Source organism: Tardiphaga sp. P9-11, from assembly GCF_008329525.1.
Taxonomy (GTDB): domain Bacteria; phylum Pseudomonadota; class Alphaproteobacteria; order Rhizobiales; family Xanthobacteraceae; genus Tardiphaga.
The window spans coordinates 1299688-1321510 of the sequence record NZ_NPKQ01000001.1; the positions used below are offsets into that span (position 1 = coordinate 1299688).

Annotated in this window: 23 protein-coding genes and 1 pseudogene; 12 read left to right on the forward strand and 12 right to left on the reverse strand. The window is 61.3% G+C overall.

Going from position 1 to position 21823, the window contains the following annotated elements; translation table 11 throughout:
* Positions 1 to 67: 67 nt before the first annotated feature.
* Positions 68 to 1213: a hypothetical protein gene (locus CIW50_RS05960; RefSeq protein WP_149530273.1), complete on the forward strand. Its 1146-nt coding sequence runs from the start codon at positions 68 to 70 to the stop codon at positions 1211 to 1213.
* A 513-nt stretch (positions 1214 to 1726) separates the two neighbouring features.
* On the opposite strand, the gene CIW50_RS05965 is transcribed toward CIW50_RS05960, so the two are convergent.
* The 3 genes from CIW50_RS05965 to CIW50_RS05975 form a co-directional block, all read right to left on the reverse strand.
* A complete protein-coding gene (locus CIW50_RS05965; protein ID WP_149530274.1) occupies positions 1727 to 1978 on the reverse strand; it encodes a hypothetical protein in 252 nt (83 codons plus the stop codon).
* Between the two features lie 629 nt (positions 1979 to 2607).
* The gene (locus tag CIW50_RS05970) at positions 2608 to 3264 is read right to left on the reverse strand and encodes a DsbA family protein (RefSeq protein ID WP_149530275.1); all 657 of its coding nucleotides are present in this window, start codon (positions 3262 to 3264) and stop codon (positions 2608 to 2610) included.
* A gap of 105 nt (positions 3265 to 3369) precedes the next feature.
* Positions 3370 to 3849 carry a DUF721 domain-containing protein gene (locus CIW50_RS05975; protein ID WP_116661620.1) on the reverse strand — a complete coding sequence of 160 codons (480 nt, stop codon included), beginning with the start codon at positions 3847 to 3849 and terminating at the stop codon, positions 3370 to 3372.
* Between the two features lie 28 nt (positions 3850 to 3877).
* Here CIW50_RS05975 and mutY point away from each other — a divergent pair, with 28 nt between their 5' ends.
* A complete protein-coding gene (mutY, locus tag CIW50_RS05980; protein WP_149530276.1) occupies positions 3878 to 4990 on the forward strand; it encodes an A/G-specific adenine glycosylase in 1113 nt (370 codons plus the stop codon).
* Between the two features lie 45 nt (positions 4991 to 5035).
* On the opposite strand, the gene CIW50_RS05985 is transcribed toward mutY, so the two are convergent.
* Positions 5036 to 6325: a flavin-dependent oxidoreductase gene (locus CIW50_RS05985; protein WP_149530277.1), complete on the reverse strand. Its 1290-nt coding sequence runs from the start codon at positions 6323 to 6325 to the stop codon at positions 5036 to 5038.
* 205 nt (positions 6326 to 6530) lie between these two features.
* Here CIW50_RS05985 and CIW50_RS05990 point away from each other — a divergent pair, with 205 nt between their 5' ends.
* Positions 6531 to 7067, forward strand: a complete 537-nt coding sequence (locus CIW50_RS05990) for a PAS domain-containing protein (protein ID WP_149530278.1) — start codon at positions 6531 to 6533, stop codon at positions 7065 to 7067.
* Positions 7030 to 8355, forward strand: a complete 1326-nt coding sequence (locus CIW50_RS05995) for a methyl-accepting chemotaxis protein (protein ID WP_149530279.1) — start codon at positions 7030 to 7032, stop codon at positions 8353 to 8355. The genes CIW50_RS05990 and CIW50_RS05995 overlap by 38 nt, the downstream gene beginning before the upstream one ends.
* A gap of 75 nt (positions 8356 to 8430) precedes the next feature.
* Here the strand turns inward: CIW50_RS05995 and CIW50_RS06000 are convergent, their stop codons facing one another.
* Both CIW50_RS06000 and CIW50_RS06005 read right to left on the reverse strand, forming a co-directional pair.
* Positions 8431 to 8766: a hypothetical protein gene (locus CIW50_RS06000; RefSeq protein WP_149530280.1), complete on the reverse strand. Its 336-nt coding sequence runs from the start codon at positions 8764 to 8766 to the stop codon at positions 8431 to 8433.
* Between the two features lie 155 nt (positions 8767 to 8921).
* Entirely contained in the window at positions 8922 to 9845 is a 924-nt protein-coding gene (locus CIW50_RS06005; RefSeq protein ID WP_149530281.1) for a LysR family transcriptional regulator, read from the reverse strand.
* Between the two features lie 92 nt (positions 9846 to 9937).
* Between CIW50_RS06005 and CIW50_RS06010 the strand changes: the two genes are divergently transcribed.
* Positions 9938 to 10366, forward strand: a complete 429-nt coding sequence (locus tag CIW50_RS06010) for a nuclear transport factor 2 family protein (protein WP_149530282.1) — start codon at positions 9938 to 9940, stop codon at positions 10364 to 10366.
* A gap of 55 nt (positions 10367 to 10421) precedes the next feature.
* On the opposite strand, the gene CIW50_RS06015 is transcribed toward CIW50_RS06010, so the two are convergent.
* On the reverse strand, positions 10422 to 11102 hold the full coding sequence (locus CIW50_RS06015) for a glutathione S-transferase family protein (protein WP_149530283.1): 681 nt from the start codon (positions 11100 to 11102) through the stop codon (positions 10422 to 10424).
* Positions 11103 to 11363: 261 nt separating this feature from the next.
* Positions 11364 to 11666, reverse strand: coding sequence for a DUF6506 family protein (locus tag CIW50_RS06020; RefSeq protein WP_149530284.1), 303 nt, complete (start codon positions 11664 to 11666; stop codon positions 11364 to 11366).
* A 90-nt stretch (positions 11667 to 11756) separates the two neighbouring features.
* Between CIW50_RS06020 and CIW50_RS06025 the strand changes: the two genes are divergently transcribed.
* Positions 11757 to 12641, forward strand: coding sequence for a LysR family transcriptional regulator (locus tag CIW50_RS06025; RefSeq protein WP_149530285.1), 885 nt, complete (start codon positions 11757 to 11759; stop codon positions 12639 to 12641).
* 45 nt (positions 12642 to 12686) lie between these two features.
* Here the strand turns inward: CIW50_RS06025 and CIW50_RS06030 are convergent, their stop codons facing one another.
* Positions 12687 to 13820: a site-specific DNA-methyltransferase gene (locus CIW50_RS06030; protein ID WP_149530286.1), complete on the reverse strand. Its 1134-nt coding sequence runs from the start codon at positions 13818 to 13820 to the stop codon at positions 12687 to 12689.
* Positions 13821 to 14060: 240 nt separating this feature from the next.
* On the opposite strand from CIW50_RS06030, the gene ypfJ reads away from it, so the two are divergent.
* On the forward strand, positions 14061 to 14999 hold the full coding sequence (gene ypfJ, locus CIW50_RS06035) for a KPN_02809 family neutral zinc metallopeptidase (protein ID WP_149530287.1): 939 nt from the start codon (positions 14061 to 14063) through the stop codon (positions 14997 to 14999).
* Positions 14999 to 15562 carry a molybdenum cofactor biosynthesis protein B gene (moaB, locus tag CIW50_RS06040; RefSeq protein WP_149530288.1) on the forward strand — a complete coding sequence of 188 codons (564 nt, stop codon included), beginning with the start codon at positions 14999 to 15001 and terminating at the stop codon, positions 15560 to 15562. The genes ypfJ and moaB overlap by 1 nt, the downstream gene beginning before the upstream one ends.
* Here moaB and CIW50_RS06045 read toward each other — a convergent pair.
* Together CIW50_RS06045 and CIW50_RS06050 are read right to left on the reverse strand one after the other, a co-directional pair.
* A pseudogene (locus tag CIW50_RS06045) lies at positions 15559 to 16032 on the reverse strand (GNAT family N-acetyltransferase); the annotation flags it as partial. The gene moaB and the pseudogene CIW50_RS06045 sit on opposite strands and share 4 nt — an antisense overlap.
* An 8-nt stretch (positions 16033 to 16040) precedes the next feature.
* On the reverse strand, positions 16041 to 16610 hold the full coding sequence (locus tag CIW50_RS06050) for a glycosyltransferase family protein (protein ID WP_149530290.1): 570 nt from the start codon (positions 16608 to 16610) through the stop codon (positions 16041 to 16043).
* A gap of 199 nt (positions 16611 to 16809) precedes the next feature.
* On the opposite strand from CIW50_RS06050, the gene CIW50_RS06055 reads away from it, so the two are divergent.
* From CIW50_RS06055 to CIW50_RS06070, 4 genes are all read left to right on the forward strand, one after another.
* The gene (locus tag CIW50_RS06055; protein WP_149530291.1) at positions 16810 to 17973 is read left to right on the forward strand and encodes a PA0069 family radical SAM protein; all 1164 of its coding nucleotides are present in this window, start codon (positions 16810 to 16812) and stop codon (positions 17971 to 17973) included.
* Positions 17974 to 18084: 111 nt separating this feature from the next.
* Positions 18085 to 18543, forward strand: a complete 459-nt coding sequence (locus CIW50_RS06060) for a VOC family protein (RefSeq protein ID WP_149530292.1) — start codon at positions 18085 to 18087, stop codon at positions 18541 to 18543.
* A gap of 72 nt (positions 18544 to 18615) precedes the next feature.
* Complete coding sequence (gene rnhB, locus CIW50_RS06065; RefSeq protein ID WP_149530293.1) at positions 18616 to 19344, forward strand: ribonuclease HII; 729 nt, start codon at positions 18616 to 18618, stop codon at positions 19342 to 19344.
* A gap of 82 nt (positions 19345 to 19426) precedes the next feature.
* Positions 19427 to 20935: a glycosyltransferase family 39 protein gene (locus CIW50_RS06070; protein WP_149530294.1), complete on the forward strand. Its 1509-nt coding sequence runs from the start codon at positions 19427 to 19429 to the stop codon at positions 20933 to 20935.
* Positions 20936 to 20937: 2 nt separating this feature from the next.
* On the opposite strand, the gene CIW50_RS06075 is transcribed toward CIW50_RS06070, so the two are convergent.
* Positions 20938 to 21771, reverse strand: a complete 834-nt coding sequence (locus tag CIW50_RS06075; RefSeq protein ID WP_149530295.1) for a uracil-DNA glycosylase — start codon at positions 21769 to 21771, stop codon at positions 20938 to 20940.
* Positions 21772 to 21823 lie beyond the last annotated feature (52 nt).

Below are 21823 nucleotides of genomic sequence, written 5' to 3' on the forward strand. Positions count from 1 at the left end.
TCCGTTGGTGCACTTACCCTCCTTAAGGTAGTGTATCTAAATTGCACTCCTAGAGATTGAGGATTGGATGAAACGATTGCTGGTAAATTTGTTTGTCGGTTGGATTTTGTTCGTCTTCTCAAATGCGTCAGCATTTTCTTCGGAATTAGAAGAGCAATGCGGGAAGACCGATGACTTCAATGTTTGCATTCTGGCGGCGGTTGATCTGATACACGGCTCCCGCGAGGGCCAAGGTTACTCCGACGCTTACTTCACCAAGGATCTCGACTACGGTCCTGCAGCGAACGCCATAGAAGCATCCAACAAAAAACCCAACACGATGTGCGTCGCAGCAGTTTCTGAAACCCTGATTACCGCACTCAACATCTACTACAACAATACAAAGGATACGAAGCCCTTCGACGACCTACCTGCGGCTAGATGGAATGGCTGGTCAGCTCGCGATATCCGCGACTACATGTGGGAAAATAGAGGTTCGCATAGTGCAGGATACGCATTCGATAAATTCGGGATTGGCCAAAAGCTGGATTTCCCGGATCTTCGCCCTGGCGATTTTCTGAGCTTTGACCGAGGAAATAATAGCGGTCATTCTGTCATATTCATTAGCTACCTCGACAAAGAATACAACGAGCTAAAGAACTTCAGCAGCGAGGTTGCCGGCTTCAAATATTACTCATCGCAAGGTTCTGGAGTTGCCGGGTTTGCATACCGATGGGCATTCTTCACTGGAAGCGATGGCAAGGGAGTTTGCTCAAGTCCAGATACCCACCCAAGCAAATTCCGTGATTGCTTTGGTGGGGGCGTGCAGAAACATTATGTCGCCAATCGCGGTGGCCGTGTGAACATGCCTCAGAAATGGCATGTGAAAGAGAGCAGCGAGCAGCTTGTAGCAACGCTCGAAGCTGTGCTTACCCCGGTTATAGAACAGCAATTCGCTACCCAGTTAGGTAATGTTGCTGATCTTGTTTCCAAGAACTTTTCATTCGGTCTAACGAAGAAGTTCGACATAGGAAAGGGCTCAGGTCCAATCGCAAGCTTGCCCGGCATCCTGAAAGACAAGAAAGATTTTCAGGATCTAGCGACCTCGTCTTCCAAGCAACGAGAGTTGGTCCAGTCGCCAGCCATAAAGGGCGACATCCTCAAAGCTGTGCAAGCTGAGATAGATCGACAAGTGCCCGGCAGGTTGGATCCAAAATTCCTGAAGGAAGAGTGATGCGATCCAATGACGTAATATGCACCGGCACGAATAGTGCCGCTGTTATTTTCCAATGCGATAATTTTCGGCTCAAAGCCGAAAGATCGTATTCCGATCGACGTTATCGTACTTCGTTCTTCCATTTCTTATGGAAGCTACTGCATGAGAATTGTTCTTTAGCACCCACGCGATCTTTGCGACGAGATTACTCGCGCATGGACGCTGAAATCTATAAATCCCGCGCATATCCATTCGGCCGACGCTGCTGCGGTGCGCCGAGCACGGCGATGCAGAGGCCGAGAAATGCCAGGCCGATGATCTCGCAGATGAAATTTTCAAACATGATGCACCCCTTAAAGATGTATCGAGAATGCGGAGATGGCGCTTAAGCGTTCCTTAATGCGCGTTTACACCTCGAATCAGGGTTAATCCGCAAGCGCATCATCCGTTAATATCCGGGAGGTGCGTAAGCGCGGCTATCGCTGGGGAGCTATCGCCGGTCTGCTATCGCAGGTCTGCTATCGCAGGATGTCAGCGGGCGCGGGCCTGCGCGCTGCGCGGCATCGGGATTTCGGCCTTCAGCGCGGCTTCGCCTTCGGGCGTGATGCGATAACGCACCGGCGATCCGGCCAGCGGTGCGATCCAGGTCTTTTCGACCATCTTGGACAGGGTCTTCGGCCCGGCAGGCATCAGATGCACCGCAGGCAGGCCCGGCGTGGCGCGGAGTTTCTGCAGCACGGTGCGCTCGACATAATGCGGCAGGTGGCTGGCGCGTATCGGCATGGGGCGGGACTCATCGAGTTGGACGAGGGGAGCGCAATTGTCCCTGTGGGTTGAGTTACGCAAACGCATGAGCGCGGTTTCGGTTGCATCCGGCATCGGAAAAATGTCCGCCGAGCGCTTGACAATTTTCTTATGAGATTATAATCAAGTCTTATCCGGTTCGCGAGGGGCGCTTCATGAGGCGTCTTGAAGTGGGATCTGGATTGCGGCGCCTGCGGGCATGAGGGAGACGTTCCCTCGCGCACCCGGGAGGCTCGGAGGTCACCGTCCGACCCCACTACGGGGGTCTGCCGCTAGCGTGCGGCTGGACTGGGACAGGTAGGCGCGGGAAATCCGCTACCACCACGTCCCAGGAAGAACGGTCCCCGGCCAGAAATCGCCGCGGTGGCGCGCCCTCAAGGCGTTGCGCGGTTGCAGCTTTGTCGCCGACGGCGAAGCGGATCGCGACACACACCACCTTTTGCGCCTGACGGCGCGCCGCCACCCCTCATATCTTCGAGGGGGACTGCTCACACCTCGGACGCGCAAGCGCCGCGAGACAGGATATGTGTGGCTGTTTGAAATGCAGGCCGGAGATCATCTCGCGCGCATGCCCCGGAATGACGAGACGGATGCGCGCGAAGAAAACTTCAGCTCTTCAGCAGCGGGGTGATCTTCTTGGAGAATTCCTCGAACGAGGTTTCGCCCTTCAGCATTTCGCCATTGATAAAGAAGGTCGGCGTCGAGTTCACCTTCAGCACTTCATTGGCGTATTTCTGGTCGGCGGCGATCTTGTCGAGCAGCGCCTGGTCCTTCAGGCATTCTTCCACGGCCTGCTGGCTGAGGCCGGCCTGCTTGCCGATGCGGGTCAGGGTCGCGGCGGTGTCCTTCATCACCCAGTCGTTCTGCTGCTTGAACAGCATGTCGATGACGGCGAAGTACTTGCCCGCGTCGTCCTTGGCGATGCAGCGCGCCAGCATCGAGCCGGCGGCAGCCTTGATGTCGAGCGGGAATTCGCGGAACACGAAGCGGATCTTGCCGGTGTCGATGAAGGCTTCCTTGATCTTCGGGAACACCTGCTCGGTGAAGGCCGCGCAATGCGGGCAGGTCATCGAGGCATATTCGGTGACGGTGACGGCGGCATCCTTCGGGCCGAGCACCATGTCGGGCAGCGACACCGGCTTGGCGACATCGGTCGCGTTCTGCGCGAATGCCTCGGAGATCAGCTGCAGCGGCGACAGGCCGATGGCTGCGGCGGCGCCGGTCAGGGCAAGGGCGGCGGTGAAGTCACGGCGCGTGATGATCAAAGGAATGCTCCAGAGCGGCGGCGGACGCCGGGACAAGGTTCGCTTCGCTAACTTGAAACTACAAATGTGGCAAGCACGCGCCGGTTCCGGCCGGGCTGGAAAGCCTCAACTTCGCTTGATCGAGGCGCCGAGCCGCGCCAGCGCCTCGCGCAGCGCCTCGTCCTCGACCTCCGGCAGCGTTTCCGCGACCTTGGCGATGGCCTTGGCGTCCGGCGGCTTCACGGTGCGGCGAGGCTGCGGCCGCGACAGCGGCGCCTGGCGCAGCGCGATCTTGCCGACCGCATTCCAGCCGAAAAACCGGTTCACCCGCTGCAGGATCGCATCCGACGAATGCTGGATCTCCAGCGCCATCGGCCCCTCGACGCGCAGGATGAGCGTCGCCGGCTCCTGCGGCTGGCCTTCCACCGGGCGCGGCCACTGGATCTTCAAGGGCTCGGAGAAGTTCGCCACCTGCTGGCCGGCGATCTCGGCCCAGCGTGTCACCAGCTCGCGCGAGGCAAAGCCCTGTTTGGCATAGGCATCGGCAAACACCCCGCCGAGCAGGACGGAGAGCGGTTTCGCCGAGATATAGCCGGGCTTGTTCATGGTCGGGCGTTTTGGATACATGGTCGGCATGAGTCTATCAGCCGCCGCCACCCGACGAAAGAAACCTTCCGCACGGGATAGCGGGGAAAGCGCCGCCGCCAGGCGTCCGGCGCAACTGCTCGACTGGTATGACAGACATCGCCGCAGGCTGCCGTGGCGGCCGCTGCCGGGCGAGGGCGTCGATCCCTATCGGGTCTGGCTGTCCGAAATCATGCTGCAGCAGACCACGGTTCAGGCGGTGGGGCCGTATTTCGCCAAGTTCCTGGCGCGCTGGCCGACGGTGAGCGATCTCGGCAGCGCCTCGCAGGACGATGTGCTGCGGATGTGGGCCGGGCTCGGCTATTACTCCCGCGCGCGCAATCTCCACGCCTGCGCCGTCACCGTATTGCGCGACCACGGCGGCGTCTTTCCCGATACCGAGGACGGCCTGCGCGCGCTGCCGGGCATCGGGCCCTATACGGCGTCGGCGATCGCCGCGATCGCTTTCGGCCGCCAATGCATGCCCGTGGATGGCAATATCGAGCGCGTCACGTCGCGACTCTATGCGGTGGAAGAGCCGCTGCCGAAATCCAAGCCTGTCATCGTGGGGCTGGCCGCGACGCTGCTCGGACCCACGCGGGCGGGCGACAGCGCCCAGGCGCTGATGGATCTCGGCTCCACCATCTGCACGCCGAAGAAACCGGCCTGCGCGCTGTGCCCGATCAATGACGACTGCGCGGCCAGGACCCGCGGCGATCAGGAGACGTTTCCGCGCAAACTGCCGAAGAAGGCCGGCACCTTGCGGCGGGGAGCGGCCTTCGTGGTGACGCGCGGGAACGATCTGCTGGTCCGCACCCGCCCGGAAAAGGGTTTGCTGGGCAACATGACCGAAGTGCCGTCATCGGAATGGCTGGCCGGTCACGACGACAAGGACGCGTTGAAGCAGGCGCCGACCTTGAAAAATCTCACGGCGTGGCATCGCAAAGCGGGCGCGGTCACCCATATCTTCACACACTTCCCGCTGGAGCTCACCGTCTATACGGCGCACGTGCCGCCCCGCACCCGCCCCCCGGAGGGCATGCGCTGGGTCCCGATCGCAACATTGGACGACGAAGCTCTGCCGAACGTGATGCGCAAGGTCATCGCGCACGGACTGGATTGAAGTTTGAAGCCAGACGCCTGAATGCGCGACAGCGTGTGGGCTGTATCAGTCCGCACTGGAAAGTTGCGACGATTGCGGCAGCGTCACGATCGGCGGCTTCGCATTCAGCCCTTCAACCTGAAAACCGGCGACGCGCTTGTAGTTGGCGGCGATGTCTTCGAGTTCCTGCTGCGACAGCACGTCGGTGACGACGTTAAAGCCTTCGGGCGCGCGCTCCTCGACGATCTGCATGACCTGTTCCGGTCCGTTGCGCCGGTTCAGCATCACGAGATCGGTGGTCGCTGGACGGCGCTCAGCTTCATAGGCTTCGAGCGCGGCCGGCACTTCGCCAAGCGCAAGAATCTCGCGGGTCAGCACGCGCGCATCGAGAATGGCCTGCGACGCGCCGTTGGAGCCGATCGGATACATCGGATGCGCGGCATCGCCCATCAATGTGACGCGGCCGAAGGTCCAGCGATCGACCGGATCGCGGTCAACCAGCGGATATTCATAGGCGTGCGGGCAGTTGCTGATCAGGCCGGGCACGTCGAGCCAGTCGAAAGTCCAGTCCTTGAACCAGGGCAGAAATTCGTCGAGGCGAGCCGCACGGTTGTAGTCCTCGCGGCGCCATTCATAGGTCGGCGGCATGTGCCGTTCGGCCACCCAGTTGATGTCGTATTTGCCGTCGGCCTCCGGCGCCTGCGAAATCGGGTAGCAGACGAATTTCAGGATCTCGTGGCCAGCCATGATCATGGTGCGGCCGGTCAGGAACGCATCGCTCCTGGTAATGCCGCGCCAGAGAATGCGGCCATTCCACAGCGGCGCGCCTTCCTGCGGATAAAGCTTTTGCCGGATCGCCGAATGGATGCCGTCGGCGGCGATCAGCAGCGTGCCGTCATGGCTGCCGGCGGATTTTCCGGTGGCCCTGTCGATGAAATCGGTGCGGATGCCGTCCGGCGTTTCCGTCCAGCCGGTCAGATGATGGCTGGTGAGGATGTTCTCGGCGCCGAGTCGCTCAGTGGCTGCATCGAGCAGGATCTGCTGCAGCTTGCCGCGATGGATCGAAAACTGCGGCCATTTGTAGCCAGCCTCGATGCCGCGCGGTTCGCTCCAGATCGGCTTGCCGTGCTTGGAGAAGAAGGCGAGTTCGCGGGTGCGCACGCCGGACGCGTCGAGCTGGTCGTGCAGGCCGAGCTGGATCAGCTCGCGTACCGCATGCGGCAGCACATTGATGCCGACGCCAAGCGGCTTCAGCGCTGGTACGCTTTCGAATACGCGGCATGGTACGCCGATCTGGTGCAGGCTGAGCGCGAGCGTCAGTCCGCCAATTCCGCCGCCTGCAATGAGAACGGTCATGTTGTTGCCTCCCCCTCGATTTGATCGAGGTCATGGCACGGGAAAGGCAATCGCGGCAACTGGGACGATCGTCACGGAAAAACGCGTCCGGATCGTCCGCCGGCGGTGAATTCATGGTGGACGGAACCTTAACGCAAAATTCAGCCGCGTTCCCTAATACCGGTGGCACTAGTTTTTGGGTGAATCGGTCACCGACAGGTCAATGATGTCCAACCAGATTAAGCCGAGCGGCCGCGAGACTTTCTTTCCGGCGTCGGAGCTCATCGTATCCAAGACGGATCTCAAGGGGCGCATGACCTATGTGAACCGTCTGTTCTGCAAGATGGCCGGTTACAACGAAGCCGAGCTGCTCGGTCAGCCGCACAACCTCATTCGTCATCCCGATATGCCGCGCAGCGTCTTCAAGCTGCTCTGGGACACGGTCGAGGACCGCCGCGAGATTTTCGCCTTCGTGAAAAACATGGCGAGCAATGGCGATCACTATTGGGTCTTCGCCCATGTCACGCCGTCCTACGGCCCCGACGGCAAGGTCGCCGGCTATCATTCCAATCGCCGCGTTCCGCCGCCGGATCTCATCAAGAAGACGATTGCGCCTCTTTATGCCGACGTTCTGGCAATCGAGAAGCGACACGTGAATGGCAAGGAATCCCTCGCCGCCGGTTACAAGGCCCTTACCGATTTCGTTGCATCCCAGAAGGTCAGCTATGACGAACTTATGTTTTCTCTCAAGAGCGCAGCTTAGCACGCTCGTCGTCATCGCCGGCTCTGCGCTTGCCTTGGTGCTTCAGTTCTTCGGTCTTTCGCTCGCTGCGATGGTCTCTCAGGCCACAGCGATTGCAGCGGCGGTCGTCGCGCTTGTCCTGATGGGCAAGACGGTACGCCTGATCGAGAAGGCACGCATCGCCTGCCAGCGCATCGCGCAGGGAGACTTCGAGGCCCGCATTCTGGGAATTCCTGTGCGCGGTGTCACCGGCGAACTGCTGCATAGCGTCAATGACATGATCGACGGCTGCGATGCCTTCGTGCGTGAATCCACCGCGGCGATGGCGGCGCTCAACGACAATAAATATTACCGGCGCATCCTGCCGGGCGGATTGCACGGTGGCCTGCTACACGGCGCGAAAGCGATGAATGCGGCGACAGACAATATTGCCGACCGCATCAAAAATTTTGAGCGCCAGACCAGCCAGCTCGAATCCACCGTGGGCGGCATCGTCTCCGCACTCGACAGCGGCGCGGTCGAGATGAGCAGCACCGCAGGCAATCTGCGGACCGGCGCATCCTCGACATTGACCCGCGTCACGTCGGTGGCGGCGGCTTCCGAACAGGCGTCCGCCAACATGCAATCGGTGGCTTCGGCCACGGCGCGACTGTCGTCCAGTGCCAGCGAGGTCGGCGCCGACGTCAATCGCTCAGCCGCGATTGCCGGTCGCGCTGTCGAACGCGTCGCCGATGCAGCGAGCAATGTCGACGTGCTTCGCGCTGTCGCCGTGCGTATCAGCGAAGTCGTGACCTCGATCAATGTGATCGCCAGCCAGACCAATCTGCTGGCGCTGAACGCAACGATCGAAGCGGCCCGCGCAGGCGATGCCGGTCGTGGTTTCGCCGTAGTGGCGCATGAAGTGAAGGCGCTGGCGACACAGACCGCGAACTTCACCGCCGAGATCGAAAAGGAAATCGGCCAGGTTCAATCTGCGACCGACAAGGTATCCTCGTCGATCACCGAGATCGGCACCGTGATTGCGGAAGTGAACGAGATCACCGGCAAGGTCCTAAGCGCCTCGGAAGCGCAATCGGCAGCAACGGCGGATATCGCTCGCAATATCGACGAAGCCTTTGCCGTCGTGCGCGAGATTTCGACCAACATCCAGTCGCTGGCGACCACGGCCAAGGATACCGAGCAGCTCGCCACGTCGACCATGGTCGCGTCAGGCGATCTGTCGTCGCAGTCGGGATTGCTGACCAAGGAAATCCGCGGCTATCTCGGCGAGGCCCGGCAGAATCTGGTGCGTCAGGCCGTGGCGAGCTGAGCTCGTCCTCCTTCATCAAATAATCTGAAATTGGCGCCCTTGTGGCGCCAATTCTTTGCGTTGAGGAACGCGCCTTTACGCGCTGATATCCGTGAAGAAGCCTTTGGCGCTGCCGCCATTCTCGGTCTTCTTGTTCACGGCCTCCTTGATTTTGTCGGCAATCTTCTGCTCGATCTCCCGCTGTTGTTCGGGCGACATGTTTTTCAGTTCTTCTTCCGTCACGCCGATGCTCGACAGCAACGCATCGCGCATCTTTTCAGCCGGAGTCTTCTTTGCGTAGTCGAGGAATTTCTCTTCCGGCGATTTTGATGCCGTCGTTGCATTGCCGAGGCCGCTCTCGGCCTTGTCGGATGGTTGCAGCCGGCTCGGAAGCGTAAAGGATTGCAGGCTCGAGATGATGGAGTTCGACATCGGAATTCTCTTGCTACGAGATGTTTGCGCTCAACTACGCAAAAACCAGGCCATCAGAAATATTCAGACATCATAAGTACTTGGGTATCTGAGGTTGCTCCGCGGCATTGCCTCCCGGCAAGCTTTGCCGGCAATTTTGACCGGGGCGTGCTGCGTCAGGTCGCGCGGCGTTTCGGCGGATCGAGCTCACGGCCGGTCTCCAGCATGATCTTGCGCAGCCAGATCGAGCCGGGATCAAATTGCGCGCGTGTCGGCGTGAACATGAACTGTTCGTCGTTGCCAGGATCGAATGGCGGCGCAATTGTCGTGAGCGACAGCGGCTGAGCCAGTGCGGCAATCAGGCGGCGCGGCACAAAGGCGACGAGATCGGTTCGTGCCACGACATGCAGCGCCTCGATATAGCTCGGCACGACGAGGGCGATCTGTCGCTCCAGTCTCTTGCTGCGCAGCCAGTCGTCGATAAGGTCTTCGCTCTGGCCCCTGAGCACGACGGCGATATGGCGGGCTTTGAGAAATCCGTCAGTGCTTTTCAGGCGCGCCGCCGCCGGATGGCCCTTGCGGACGGCAAGGGCGTCGGAATCGACATACAGCAACTGGCGATGGAAGCCATTGAAGGCGTTGCCGATGCTGATCACCATGTCGAGGCTGCGGGCGAATTCCGCCGTCATGATCGACGGGCCGCGCCATGGCACGACGTTGATTCGGACGCCCGGCGCGACGCTGTCGAGCTTCTTCATCAACGGCGGCATCAGCAGTTCGACGGCCAGATCCGGCATCATCAGCCGAAAGTGTCGGTCGCTCTGGCTGGCATCGAAGACATCCGGGATGAACAGTCCGCGCACCTGTTCGAGCGTCTGGGCGAGTGGACCGCGCATGGCCTGCGCCCGCGGCGACAATTCCATGCGCGCGCCGACGCGGACAAGCAGGGGGTCGCCGAGCAGATCGCGTAGTCGCCGCAGCGCATGACTGGCGGCCGGCTGCGATAGCCCGATCCGCATCGCGGCGCGGCTGACGCTAGCTTCGCGCAGCAATGCATCGAGCGCGACCAGCAAATTGAGATCGAGCGTAGCCAAATTCATGGGGTGAATATATATCATACGGACTATCGATTGGAAGAATGTGGATTGTCCGACTCATACTGCGTCATCGTTTGATCGATGGAGCAGATGCCATGAGCACCGCAGACAACAAGAAGCTTATTCAGCAGGTCTATAGCGATTCAGCCAACCGCAGCGGCACAACCTTTGCCGATCATCTCGCCGACGATGCATGCTGGATCGTGGTCGGTCAGTATTCCTGGGGGCGCACGTTCAAGGGGAAGGACGCCATCCTCAACGGCCTCATGGGGCATTTCCGGTCGCTACTCGACATACGGCCGCGGACACTCGCGTCCAATTTCATTGCGGAAGGCAATCTGGTGGTTGTCGAGGCCAAGGGCGATAATGTCACCAAGGCGGGCGACCGCTATGACAACGACTACTGCATGGTGTGGCGTGTCGAGAACGGCAAGATCACCATGATCAAGGAATATTGCGACACGGCATTGGTCGAGCGGGTGCTGGGCCCGTTTCCCGAAGAAATGGCACGGGTGCCCACCTGACACAACAAAATGCCGGGCGCGGTGTTGCGCCTGGCATTCGTCGAATGGCTCGTGCTCAGGCGACCTTGGTCGCCAGGTGCTTGAACATGGCGGCGCGGGCTTCGTCGTCCATCTCGGCCTTGAACTTGAACGTGTCCTTCAGCGCGACGGCTTTGGCTGCAGCGGGGCGCGCCGAGATTTCGTCATGCAGGCGCTTCACATTGGGGAATTGGGCGAAAGCTTCGTCGCCCAGGATGAAATTGGTCATCCTCACCCAGCCCCAGACATCCATGTCGACGATCGTATAGGTGTCGCCGACCATGTATTGACGTCCGGCGAGGCGCTCGTTGAGCACGCCGAGATGGCGCTTGGCCTCGAACTGATAACGGTTATGCGCGTAATCGATCTTCTCGGGCGCGAAATGCTTGAAGTGCACAGCCTGACCGAAGAATGGACCGACGCCGGTGGCGACAAACATCAGCCAGGACAGGAGCTCGCCGCGCTGCGTTGCCGGCGGCAGGAATTTTCCGGTCTTCTCGGCGAGATAGAGCAGGATGGCGTTGCTGTCGAACACCTTGACGCCGTCGTCATCGATCGCCGGAACCTTGCCGTTCGGATTGACCTTGAGGAAATCCTGATTGAACTGTGCGCCGGTGCGGGTATCGACGGCGATGGGCTCATAGGCCAGCCCAGCTTCTTCCAGAAACAGCGCAACCTTGGTCGGATTCGGCGAACCGTTGAAATAGAATTTCAGCATCTCAAGTCTCCCTGGATTTTATACGTCAAAGCACGAGGCGGGGCCGCTGATGCGGACCGTCGTCTCGTGCTTGGAATTCAGGGAGAGTGCAAGCGACGTTTTAGTGAAGCCGGGCTGAGCTCCGGATCTTCACTTCCGTCGTGGCCGGGCTTGTCGTGGAGAAGATCGAGATTTAGCCCGCGTCTATCTCGGTCTCGACATACCAGAATATGGAGCGGTTGCAGGCTGCGAAACCTTGGGATATCGCGCCCGCGCGATTGATCACTCCTTGAAGAGGGCGTGCATGCCGTCGATGGATTCCGGCCCGTAGCTGACGGAGCCGACCGGGATACGATGCTGGATGGCTTCGAGGACACTTGCAGTCCATCGCGGGCCAAAACCACCGCACAATTCGATGAGCTGTACGCCGTCTTCTACCATTTGCTGCGCGATCGCGACAGCCTGACCAGGCTCGTCCACGCCGACGGCAATCATTTCGAATGCAGGTGAAGCCATCGACATCCGGTGCTGCGCAGGGTCGAGTTGGGCGCCCGAGACGATAAAGCCGAATTTGACAAGAGCCATCGCAATTCTCCTTACGGTGACCCTACGTTAGAGATGGCATATGCTGTCGTCCAAGACTGATATGGCAGAACTTCAGACCGGATATGTCTCATGTTGGATTTGCAGCAATTGCGTTACTTCGTCGCTGTTGCGGAAACGGAAAATGTCGGGCGGGCCGCAACGCAGCTTCACATCTCGCAATCGCCGCTCAGCCGGCAGATGCAGCAGTTGGAGGCCCGGTTGGGGCTTGCATTGTTTGCTCGCGAGAAAAAACGGCTTCGCCTGACCACTGCGGGACGGACGTTCCTGAAGGAGGCACGCGCCCTGTTGGCGCATGCTGCCAAGGTGGAGAACGGCGCTCAGGATATTGCGCAGGGTCGCGCAGGCAGTCTAGCGATCGGCTATGTGGAGGGAGCCATCCACAGCGGCGTTATCGCGGCGGGTCTGCGGGCGTTACGCGATCGGGCTCCGAACGTGCGACTGCAACTGCGCAGTTTGCGTTCGGCTCCTCTGTTTGCAGCGATCAGCCAAGGTGATCTCGACGTTGGCCTGGCTTACTCCGCGCCTTCAGCGGACGGAGTTCTCGTCGGCCATCTCTGCGCCGAAGAGAAATTCCTGCTTGCCGTCCCCGAAGGACACCCACTTGCCACAGGCCGGCTCTTGCCGCAGCGGCTGCATGGTCAGACGTTCATTGCCGCGCCCGAATCCCGGTCGTTGCAGACGCGACAGGCTTTCCTGCAGGCCTGCGCCGTGGCCGGGTTCATGCCAAACATCCAGTTTGAGGCCGACAATCCGACCATAGCACTGGGATTCGTAGAGGCAGGCTTGGGATTGGCGATCGTGCAGGCGAGTCTGCGGCATCGGGCAGCGCCCAGTGTTGTGTTGCGAGCAATGCCGGGCGCATTTCCGCTACGCATGCGTATCTATGCTGTGGCCGCGCGGGACACGTCGGCTCTCGTACGCGTGTTTCTGGATGCGTGTCGGCGCGCGCCGTAAATCCGGCGTGCGCAAGAAGACTTGCCTTGGCGATGCGGTGGGGCTCTATCCCGCGCCCATCTCGCTGCGGATTTCGGCGCGGAGCTCGTCGATCAGGCGCAGGCCCTTCTTGGTCTCGACGTGCCAGAACGTCCAGCCATTGCAGGAGGCCGAACCCTGGGCCATCGCGCCCATGCGGTGGATCGAGCCGACCTTGTCGCCGAACATGATGGCGCCGTCGGCGCGCACCAGCGCACCATGACGCTTCTTCAGATCGACCAGCTTAGTGCCGGGTGAGATCATGCCGCGTTCGACCAGTTCGGAGAACGCGACGCGCGGCGCGCTACGAGCAGTCATGAACGGGGCCAGCGTGGCTTCCGGCAGCGGCTCGATCGCAGCGATGCGTGCTTCGGCAGCCGCGGCATATTCGCGGTCACGCTCAAAGCCGATGTAATTGCGGCCGAGGCGCTTGGCGACAGCGCCGGTCGTGCCGGTGCCGTTGAACGGATCGATGACGAGGTCGCCGGGTTTCGACGATGACAGCAGCACGCGGGCGAGCAGGCCTTCCGGCTTCTGCGTCGGGTGAACCTTCTTGCCGTCCGAGCCCTTCAGGCGTTCGTCGCCAGTGCAGAGCGGGATCAGCCAGTCGGAACGTGCCTGCACGTCTTCATTGGCTGCCTTGAGGGCTTCGTAATTGAACGTATAGCCCTTGGCGTTCTCATCGCGCGCGGCCCAGATCATGGTCTCATGCGCATTGGTGAAACGACGTCCGCGGAAATTCGGCATCGGGTTCGATTTGCGCCACACGATATCGTTCAGGACCCAGAAGCCGAGGTCCTGCATGATCGCGCCGACGCGGAAAATGTTGTGATACGAGCCGATCACCCACAAGGTCGCCGACGGCTTCATGATACGGCGTGCGGCCAGGAGCCACGCGCGCGTGAAGTCGTCATATGCGGCGAATGACGAGAACTTGTCCCAGTCATTGTTCACCGCATCGACATGAGATTCGTCGGGGCGTTTGAGGTCGCCCTTCAGCTGCAGATTGTACGGCGGATCTGCGAACACCAGATCGACCGACCCTGCCGGGAGTTTTGACATCTCTGCGACGCAATCACCAATGACGATGCTGCTGCTCGGAGAGGCTTCGAAGTGAGAGCGGGGCGCCCTTGCAGACGCCCCGCGACGCGAAACAACCATGACTCAATTACTCTGACTCAGGCGACGCTGTCGGCGACGCGGGACTAAACAACCGACAGGCAGACATTGACCGCGCAAAGTAAAAATCGACTTAATTGGTAACGAGATCGAACTAGGCAAGTTTTGCCGGGCAGGGTAATGCTTAATGCAATGGAAATTTTGCGTCGCAACTGCGTTATGTGTGCGGGATCGTCCGCAACTCGTCTAAAATGCTGCGAATTGAAATGAAGGAATTGCCCCATGCGTTACGATGACTTCCGTCGCAGCGACAATATCGACGACCGTCGTGACGATAGCGGTGGCGGATATGGCGGCGGGGGCGGCGGTTTCGGTATTCCCGGTGGCGGCGGTGGCCTCGGCATCGGCACGGTGATCGTGCTCGGACTGGTTGGCTGGGCGTTCGGCATCGATCCGCGCATTCTCATCGGTGGCGCAGAGATTCTCACCGGCGGACAACAGGCACCGACCTACCAGACCGATCGCCGGTCAGCACCGACCAAGAGTGGTGCGCCATCAGACGAAATGGGCAGTATGATCTCGGGCGTGCTCGGCGAAATCGACGACCGCTGGGATGAAATCTTCAAGGAGAGCGGACAGAAATATACAGGGCCGCAGATCGTGCTGTTTCGCAATGCCACCAATGGCGGGCGCTGCGGCAATGCGCAGTCGGCGATGGGGCCGTTCTACTGTCCGCCCGACAAGAAGATCTATCTCGACACCGGCTTCTTCCGTCAGGTCGAAACCAAATTTCGCGGTTGCTCGGGTAATGCCTGCAAATTCACCGCAGCCTATATTATCGCGCATGAAGCGGGCCACCACATCCAGAATCTGCTCGGGATCATTCCGCGTGTGACGCGGCTGCAGCAGCAGGCCGGCAGCAAGGCGGAGGCCAATCTGCTGCAGGTCCGCGTCGAACTGCAGGCGGATTGTCTGTCCGGTGTCTGGGTCAACCGCGAATCGAAGAAGCGTCCTGGTTTCCTTGAAGCCGGTGACATCGATGCCGCGCTGCAGACCGCGTCTGCCATCGGCGACGACACGCTGCAACGTCAGGCACAGGGCCGCGTCGTGCCGGACTCGTTCACGCATGGCTCGGCTGAACAGCGCAAGCGTTGGTTCATGACTGGCTATCAGCAGGGCACCGTGCAGGCCTGCAACACATTTGCGACGGATCGGCTGTGATGTCATCGACCGATGTGACGAAAGACTTCGTGCCGCTCAATATCGCGGTACTGACCATTTCCGACACACGGTCGCTCGATGACGACAAGTCCGGCGCGACGCTGGCCGATCGGCTGACATCGGCCGGTCACACGCTGGCGAAGCGCGAGATCGTCACAGATGATGTCGAAGCGATCCGGACGATCGTGCGCGCATGGATTGCCGATCCCGGCGTCGACGCCATCATCACGACCGGTGGCACGGGCTTCACTGGCCGTGACGTCACGCCGGAAGCCATCGAGCCCTTGTTCGAGAAGCGGATGGATGGCTTCTCGATTGCATTTCACATGCTGAGCCACGCCAAGATCGGCACCTCGACGATCCAGAGCCGCGCGACTGCTGGTACCGCCGGCGCGACATTTATCTTCTGCCTGCCGGGGTCGCCTGGCGCCTGCCGTGATGGCTGGGACGGCATTCTCGCCGCGCAGCTGGATTACCGCACTAAGCCGTGCAATTTCGTCGAGATCATGCCGCGTCTCGATGAGCATCTGCGACGTCCGAAGGCGAAGGGCGCGTCGGTCTAGAGCACGAGCTCCCAGGTCTCTCCCATCAGATCCTGCCCGAAACTGCGATGCGGCTCGGTGGCGACCAGCGTGAAGCCGGCATCCTGGTAGATTCTTCGCGCAGCACCGAGATTGCTCTGGGTCCATAGTGTGATCCTGCGATAACCGCATTGCCGCGCAAAGGCGATGGATTCCGTCACCATGCGCTGGCCGAGTTTTTGTCCGCGCGCCTTGGGATCGATCAGCAAGAGCCGCAATTTGGCGACGTCGTCGGATGCCTTCACGAGAAACAGCGAGCCGACGGGCGCGCGATCCATATCAGCGATCCAGCAGCGCTCGCACGCAGGATCGCATGACGCGACGAATTCTGCGGCGATGTCAGCCACCAGCGCCTTGAAGGATGCATCGAATCCGTATTCGGCCGTATAGAGTTCGCCGTGGCTGCGGATGACCCAGTCGATGTCGCCAGGCTGGAGATCGCGTAACACGGCTGCCATGGTCAGGCGACGATGATCCGGCTACGGAGCAATGTGCGGGAGGAGCGGCCAAGCTGACGCAGCAACCGCGCTTCGGATCGGCGGGCATCGGGTGCATAGCCTCCGAGCCGGTCGTAATGGTCGCGTGCGATCAAGAGGCCCTGATCGGCCTTGGGGCCAGTGATCACGCGGATCATGTGTTTCAGGCCATCGCCAAATCCCGCCTCGTCATAGGGCGAGCGCGCATAGCGGAAAATGCCCGCGCGGGGGCGATTGCTGGTCGAGACGCGCTGAATGAATTGCTGGGTCTCCTCGATCCAGCCGGCGTCGAGCACGGCACCCGCATGCAGAAACATCAGCCAGGGGGAGCGTGCCTGCTTGGCGCCGGCGGCCATCGCCGCGGCGCGCGATCCCTGCGAGGTCAGGAAGCCGCAGCCGGCGACATCGGCGACGCGTTCGATGACATCGGTGCCGGCTCGGTCGACCAGCAGCACCTCGCGGATCACACCGGCAGCCGCGCCCGGGACCAGCGCTGCCAGTGTGGCAACAGCGGGCTGTTCGACGCCTTCGGTGGGGATAATCACGCTCAGCATGGATTTCGGATTGATACCTCTAACAAGTCCGCAACTGCGTTATCATTTCGTCATACTCTACGCAGCACTCTCAACCGCGGCAATTTGGGGCACGCCTAGGCGGTAGTCCTGAGGGCGGTCGGAGAATGCACAGTGCCTGCCCTGCGCGCCATCCCATTTATGTTCTTGCTTTGTTCCTTGTCTGCGCTATCGTGGCTGCATGAGTCGCCAGATCGCTGCCCTCAAGCACCCGCCGGTCCCGGCGCCCTCCGATGAACCGGCGGGTGCGCTTTCCCCTTTTCCTGAGATCGCGGTGGCGATCGACAAGCAGCGGCGGCGAGGCCGCGGTGCCCAGTCCAACGACAGCGGGCGCTACGAGGCCGAGGCCCGGGTCGCCTTTGATGACGGCTGGCAGAGCCTCGATGAATTGCCGCCGTTCAAGACGACTGTTGCGACGGACACCGCGCGCAAGGTCATCACGCGCAATGAATCGCCGGATATCGGCTTCGACCGTTCGATCAATCCCTATCGCGGCTGCGAGCATGGCTGCGTCTATTGTTTCGCGCGGCCGACCCACGCCTATCTCGGTCTCTCGCCCGGACTCGATTTCGAATCCAAACTGTTCGTGAAGCCCGATGCGCCGGCGCTGCTCGAGAAGGAGCTGGCCGCCGCCGAATACGAGCCGAAGATGATCGCGATCGGCACCAATACCGATCCTTATCAGCCGATCGAGCGCGAGCGTCAGGTCATGCGCGGCATTCTCGAAGTACTGGAGAAGACTGGTCATCCCGTCGGCATCGTCACCAAGTCGGCTTTGGTGACGCGCGATATCGATATCCTGGCTCGGATGGCGCAGCGCAACCTGGTCAAGGTGGCGTTGTCGGTGACGTCGCTCGATCCGAAGCTCGCACGAACCATGGAGCCGCGTGCTTCGACGCCGTCGAAGCGGCTGGAAGCATTGCGCCAACTGTCGGAGGCCGGGATTCCGACCACGGTGATGGTGGCGCCGGTGATCCCTGCGCTGAATGACAGCGAGATCGAACGCATTCTCGATGCCGCCGCTCATGCCGGCGTCAAGGAAGCCAGCTACGTTTTGCTGCGACTGCCGATGGAAGTGCGCGATCTGTTTCGCGAGTGGTTGATGGCGAATTATCCGGACCGCTATCGCCACGTTTTCACGCTGATCCGCGAAATGCGCGGTGGCCGCGACTACGACTCGCAATGGGGCACACGCATGAAAGGCACCGGACCGATGGCCTGGATGATTGGCCGCCGCTTCGAGATCGCCTGCACGAAACTCGGTCTCAACAAGCGTCGTTCGAAGCTCACCCTCGACCATTTCGAGAAGCCGGCCGGTGCCGGCCAGCAATTGAATCTGTTCTAACTCCGCAGGTCTCGCAGCGTACGGAGTGGTGGAGAGGGGACGTTGGCAGGAAACCAGAGCCTGCCAACGTCCCTCTTTTCGATTTATAGAGTGAGTACAGGAGTGACGCGCATGACAACTAAAAAACCACCAGTGCCGATCGCGCGCATGACGGTGATCACGCTGGGCGTCGCGGATATGCGCAGGAGCATTGTTTTCTACGAAGCGCTGGGCTTTACGCGAAAGGCCCGTGCCTCGGGCGATGCCATCGCCTTTTTCGACACCGGCGCCAGCGTCCTCGCGCTGTTTCCGTGGAGTCAACTGGCGCAGGACGCGACATTGCCTGACCATCCAAGGCCGCAGGCGTTTCGCGGCAGCACGCTGGCGTGGAATTGCCGCTCGGAGGACGAGGTCGATGCGGTTCTCGCTTTCGCCATCGATTGCGGCGGATCGCTGTTAAAGCCGGCGCGAAAGACCGATTACGGTGGCTATTCCGGCTACTTTGCGGACCCGGACGGGCACGCCTGGGACGTGGTTGTGGCTCCGGGGATCGAGGTCGGTGACGACCGGCGCGTGCATCTGGACGATTAGCACCATCTGAATAGCGGGCACGATCCCGAGTTCCCGGTTGCGCCTGCAGGTCGGCTTCAGCAGGATCCTCCGATGATTCGGGATGAGAAAAAGAAGCCGCCGGCCAAGCCGCGCAAGATCGTAGTGGCGCCGAGCTTCACACGCGAACGCGCGCTGCTGAAGAAGGGCATTTGGCCGGTGGCCGGCTGTGACGAGGCGGGCCGAGGTCCGCTCGCAGGCCCTGTTGTTGCAGCCGCCGTCATCTTGGACCCCAAGCGCATTCCCAAAGGTCTCGACGATTCCAAGAAACTGACAGAGAGCAAGCGCGAGGCGCTATTCGAGGAAATCTGCGCCACGTCGTCATTTGCCGTCGCCTACGCATCACCCGCCCGGATCGACCGCGACAATATCCTGCGGGCCTCACTCTGGGCGCTGGCCCGTGCGGTCGCTTCGCTGCCGGAAGCACCGAAGCATGTTTTCGTCGACGGCCGCGACCGGATCGACACGACGGCCGATTGCGACGCCGTCATTGGTGGCGACGCGCTGGTCCTGTCCATCGCAGCAGCCTCGATCATCGCCAAGGTGTCGCGGGACCGGATGATGTGCCGGCTTGCCGAGGATTGCCCGGGTTACGGTTTCGAGGTCCACAAGGGTTATGGCGTGCCGCAACACATGGCCGCGCTGAATGAACTCGGGCCCAGCATTCATCATCGCAGCCTGTTCGCGCCGGTTGTTGCGGCACGCTTGCGACATCAGGCGGGTGGCCGTGCGGCGGACCTGATCAAGGTCCAAACCACTACCGATATCGAGATATCCGCCTGAGCTCACAGGCGGTTGCCTCTCCTGGCTGCGCGCCGTATCACCTGAGCACGCTTCATTTCCTGCTGGCCGGTTCAGACGTTCAATGCGTTTTACCTCTCTGATCGTCGAACTGATCCGCGCCCGGCCGCGGCTGGTGTTCTGGATCGTCGTGCTGTGTCAGGCCGCACTCTGGCTGGTTGTCCCACTGCTGCTGTATCGCGGGCCGCCAGGCGATCTGGCGACGGTACTGGCCTATGGACGGGAATATCAGGTCGGCACCCATATGGGTCCGCCACTGGCGTTCTGGCTGGCCGATATCGCTTTCCGGGCCGCCGGGAACCACGTCTTCGGCGTCTATCTGCTGGCGCAGATCTGCGCCGTCCTCACCTTCCGTGCGGTCTATCAGCTGGGCAGCGCCATTGTCGGCGGACCGCAGGCGGTGATCGCGGTGCTGCTCACGATGACGGTCACGGCCTTCAGTACGCCCGGCATCGAATTCGGCCCGCTGATCCTGGCGCGTCCGCTCTGGGCAATGTTCCTGCTGCATGCCTGGCTGGCGATCGGTCAGGGCCGTCGCAATGCCTGGTTCGCGCTCTCCATAGAGGCTGGCCTGCTGTTGCTGACCACGCCCCATGCCATGTGGCTGCTGCCGTTGCCGCTCATCTTCGGTCTCGCGACCTCGCGCGGTCGGCGCCACCTCGCTTCATTCGATCCGCTTTATGCGCTGCTGGTTATCGTCGTCCTGACATTGCCATGGGTAATGTGGGTGATCCGGGCGGGTGCACCGGTCTTGCCGGCGCTTCCGCAACTGGATGATCTTGCCGGCAAAGCACGGCAGTGGGGCATCCTGATCTCCTGGCTGCTCGCGTCAATCACGGGCGTGATCGTGCTCGCGGTGATGAACTGGAGCCGTATCGCTCCGAAGACCGAGGAAGCGCCGATCATCTTCCGTCCGCCCGTCGACCGGCTCGCGCGTGGTTATGTATTCTTCTTCGCCCTTGCACCTGGATTGCTCGGCAGCCTGTTCGCCGCACTCTACGGTCTCGACCGCGTGGTCGGCGGCGCCGGCATCGCGCTGGTCATGTCGGGTCTGGGCGTCGTCGTGGCGTCGGGCGATCTGATCGCGCTACGGCGGCAGGGTGTGCTCCGCAAGATCTGGGCCTTCGCCATCATCGCGCCGGCGCTGGCAGCTTTCGCCAGCCTGGTGATTTTGCCTTGGGTCGATGGCCCGGAGGATGTGACCGCGTTACCCGCCCGAGAAATTGGTCGTTTCTTCGGTGAAAGTTTTGAACGTCGGACCAATCATCCGTTATCTGCGGTGGCAGGCGATGCGCAACTGGCCGTGCTAATCGGTATGAGCGCCTCGCGTCCCCATGTGCTGAACGCTGCCGCACCTGCACGCACACCCTGGATCACGCCAGCAAAATTCGCCGAGACCGGCGGCGTTGTGGTGTGGCGTGCGACCGATACGATCGGTACGCCGCCCGCCGATATCGCCCAGCATTTCCCTGATCTCGTGCCGGAAGTGCCGCGCGCGTTCGAGCGTCTGGTGAATGGCCGCCAGCCGTTGCTGCGGATCGGCTGGGCGATTGTGAGGCCGAAAGCGCCTTAGCCTTAGCCGGCCTTCCCCGACGGCGCTTCCAGCGCCTTCGCGATAGATCGCAGATCCATCCAGGTCATCCGCTTGTAGGACGGCGAGCGCAGCAAATAGGCGGGGTGGAAGGTAGCCAGCGCTTTGATCTTGCGGGTACCAGTGTCGTAGTCGACCCAGCGGCCGCGCGACTTCATGATGCCGTCACGGGTCTGCAGCAGCGTCTGCGTCGACGGATTGCCGAGCGTGACCAGAATATCCGGGTTCACCAGTTCGATCTGGCGCTGGATGAACGGCAGGCAGATTTGCGTTTCCTGCGGCGTCGGCGTGCGGTTGCCCGGCGGGCGCCATGGAATGACATTGGCGATATAGACGTCGGTGCGCTTCAGCCCGATCGCCCCCATCATCAGATCGAGCAGTTTGCCGGAGCGACCGACGAACGGCAGGCCCTCGATGTCCTCGTCGCGGCCCGGTGCCTCGCCGACGAACATGATCCGTGCCTGTGGATTGCCGTCGGCAAACACCAGTTGGGTCGCAGTCGATTTCAGTGCGCAGCCGTCGAATGTATCCAGCATGCCACGCAGCACCTCAAGCGAGGGCGCGGTGCGCGCAGCGTCGCGGGCGGCGGCAATGGCCACATCCGGGGCGACCTCGACGCGGGCGGGTGGGCGTGCTGGGGGCGGCGGAATGCCATTCAGCGGTGGTCGCTTCGGCGCGCTATCGGACAGTTCCCGGGCAGGCGGCGGGAGGTCGTCGGACAGCCGGTTCACCGGCTCATCCATCAATGCGCAATCGACCCCGGCCTCCAGATAGAAGGCGAGCAGTTGCGCAACACTTGGATGGGGCTCAGGCGTCATGGCTGGGGATCACAGGCATGCCAGCAATCTAGGACGGATTGTCCCTCCGCGG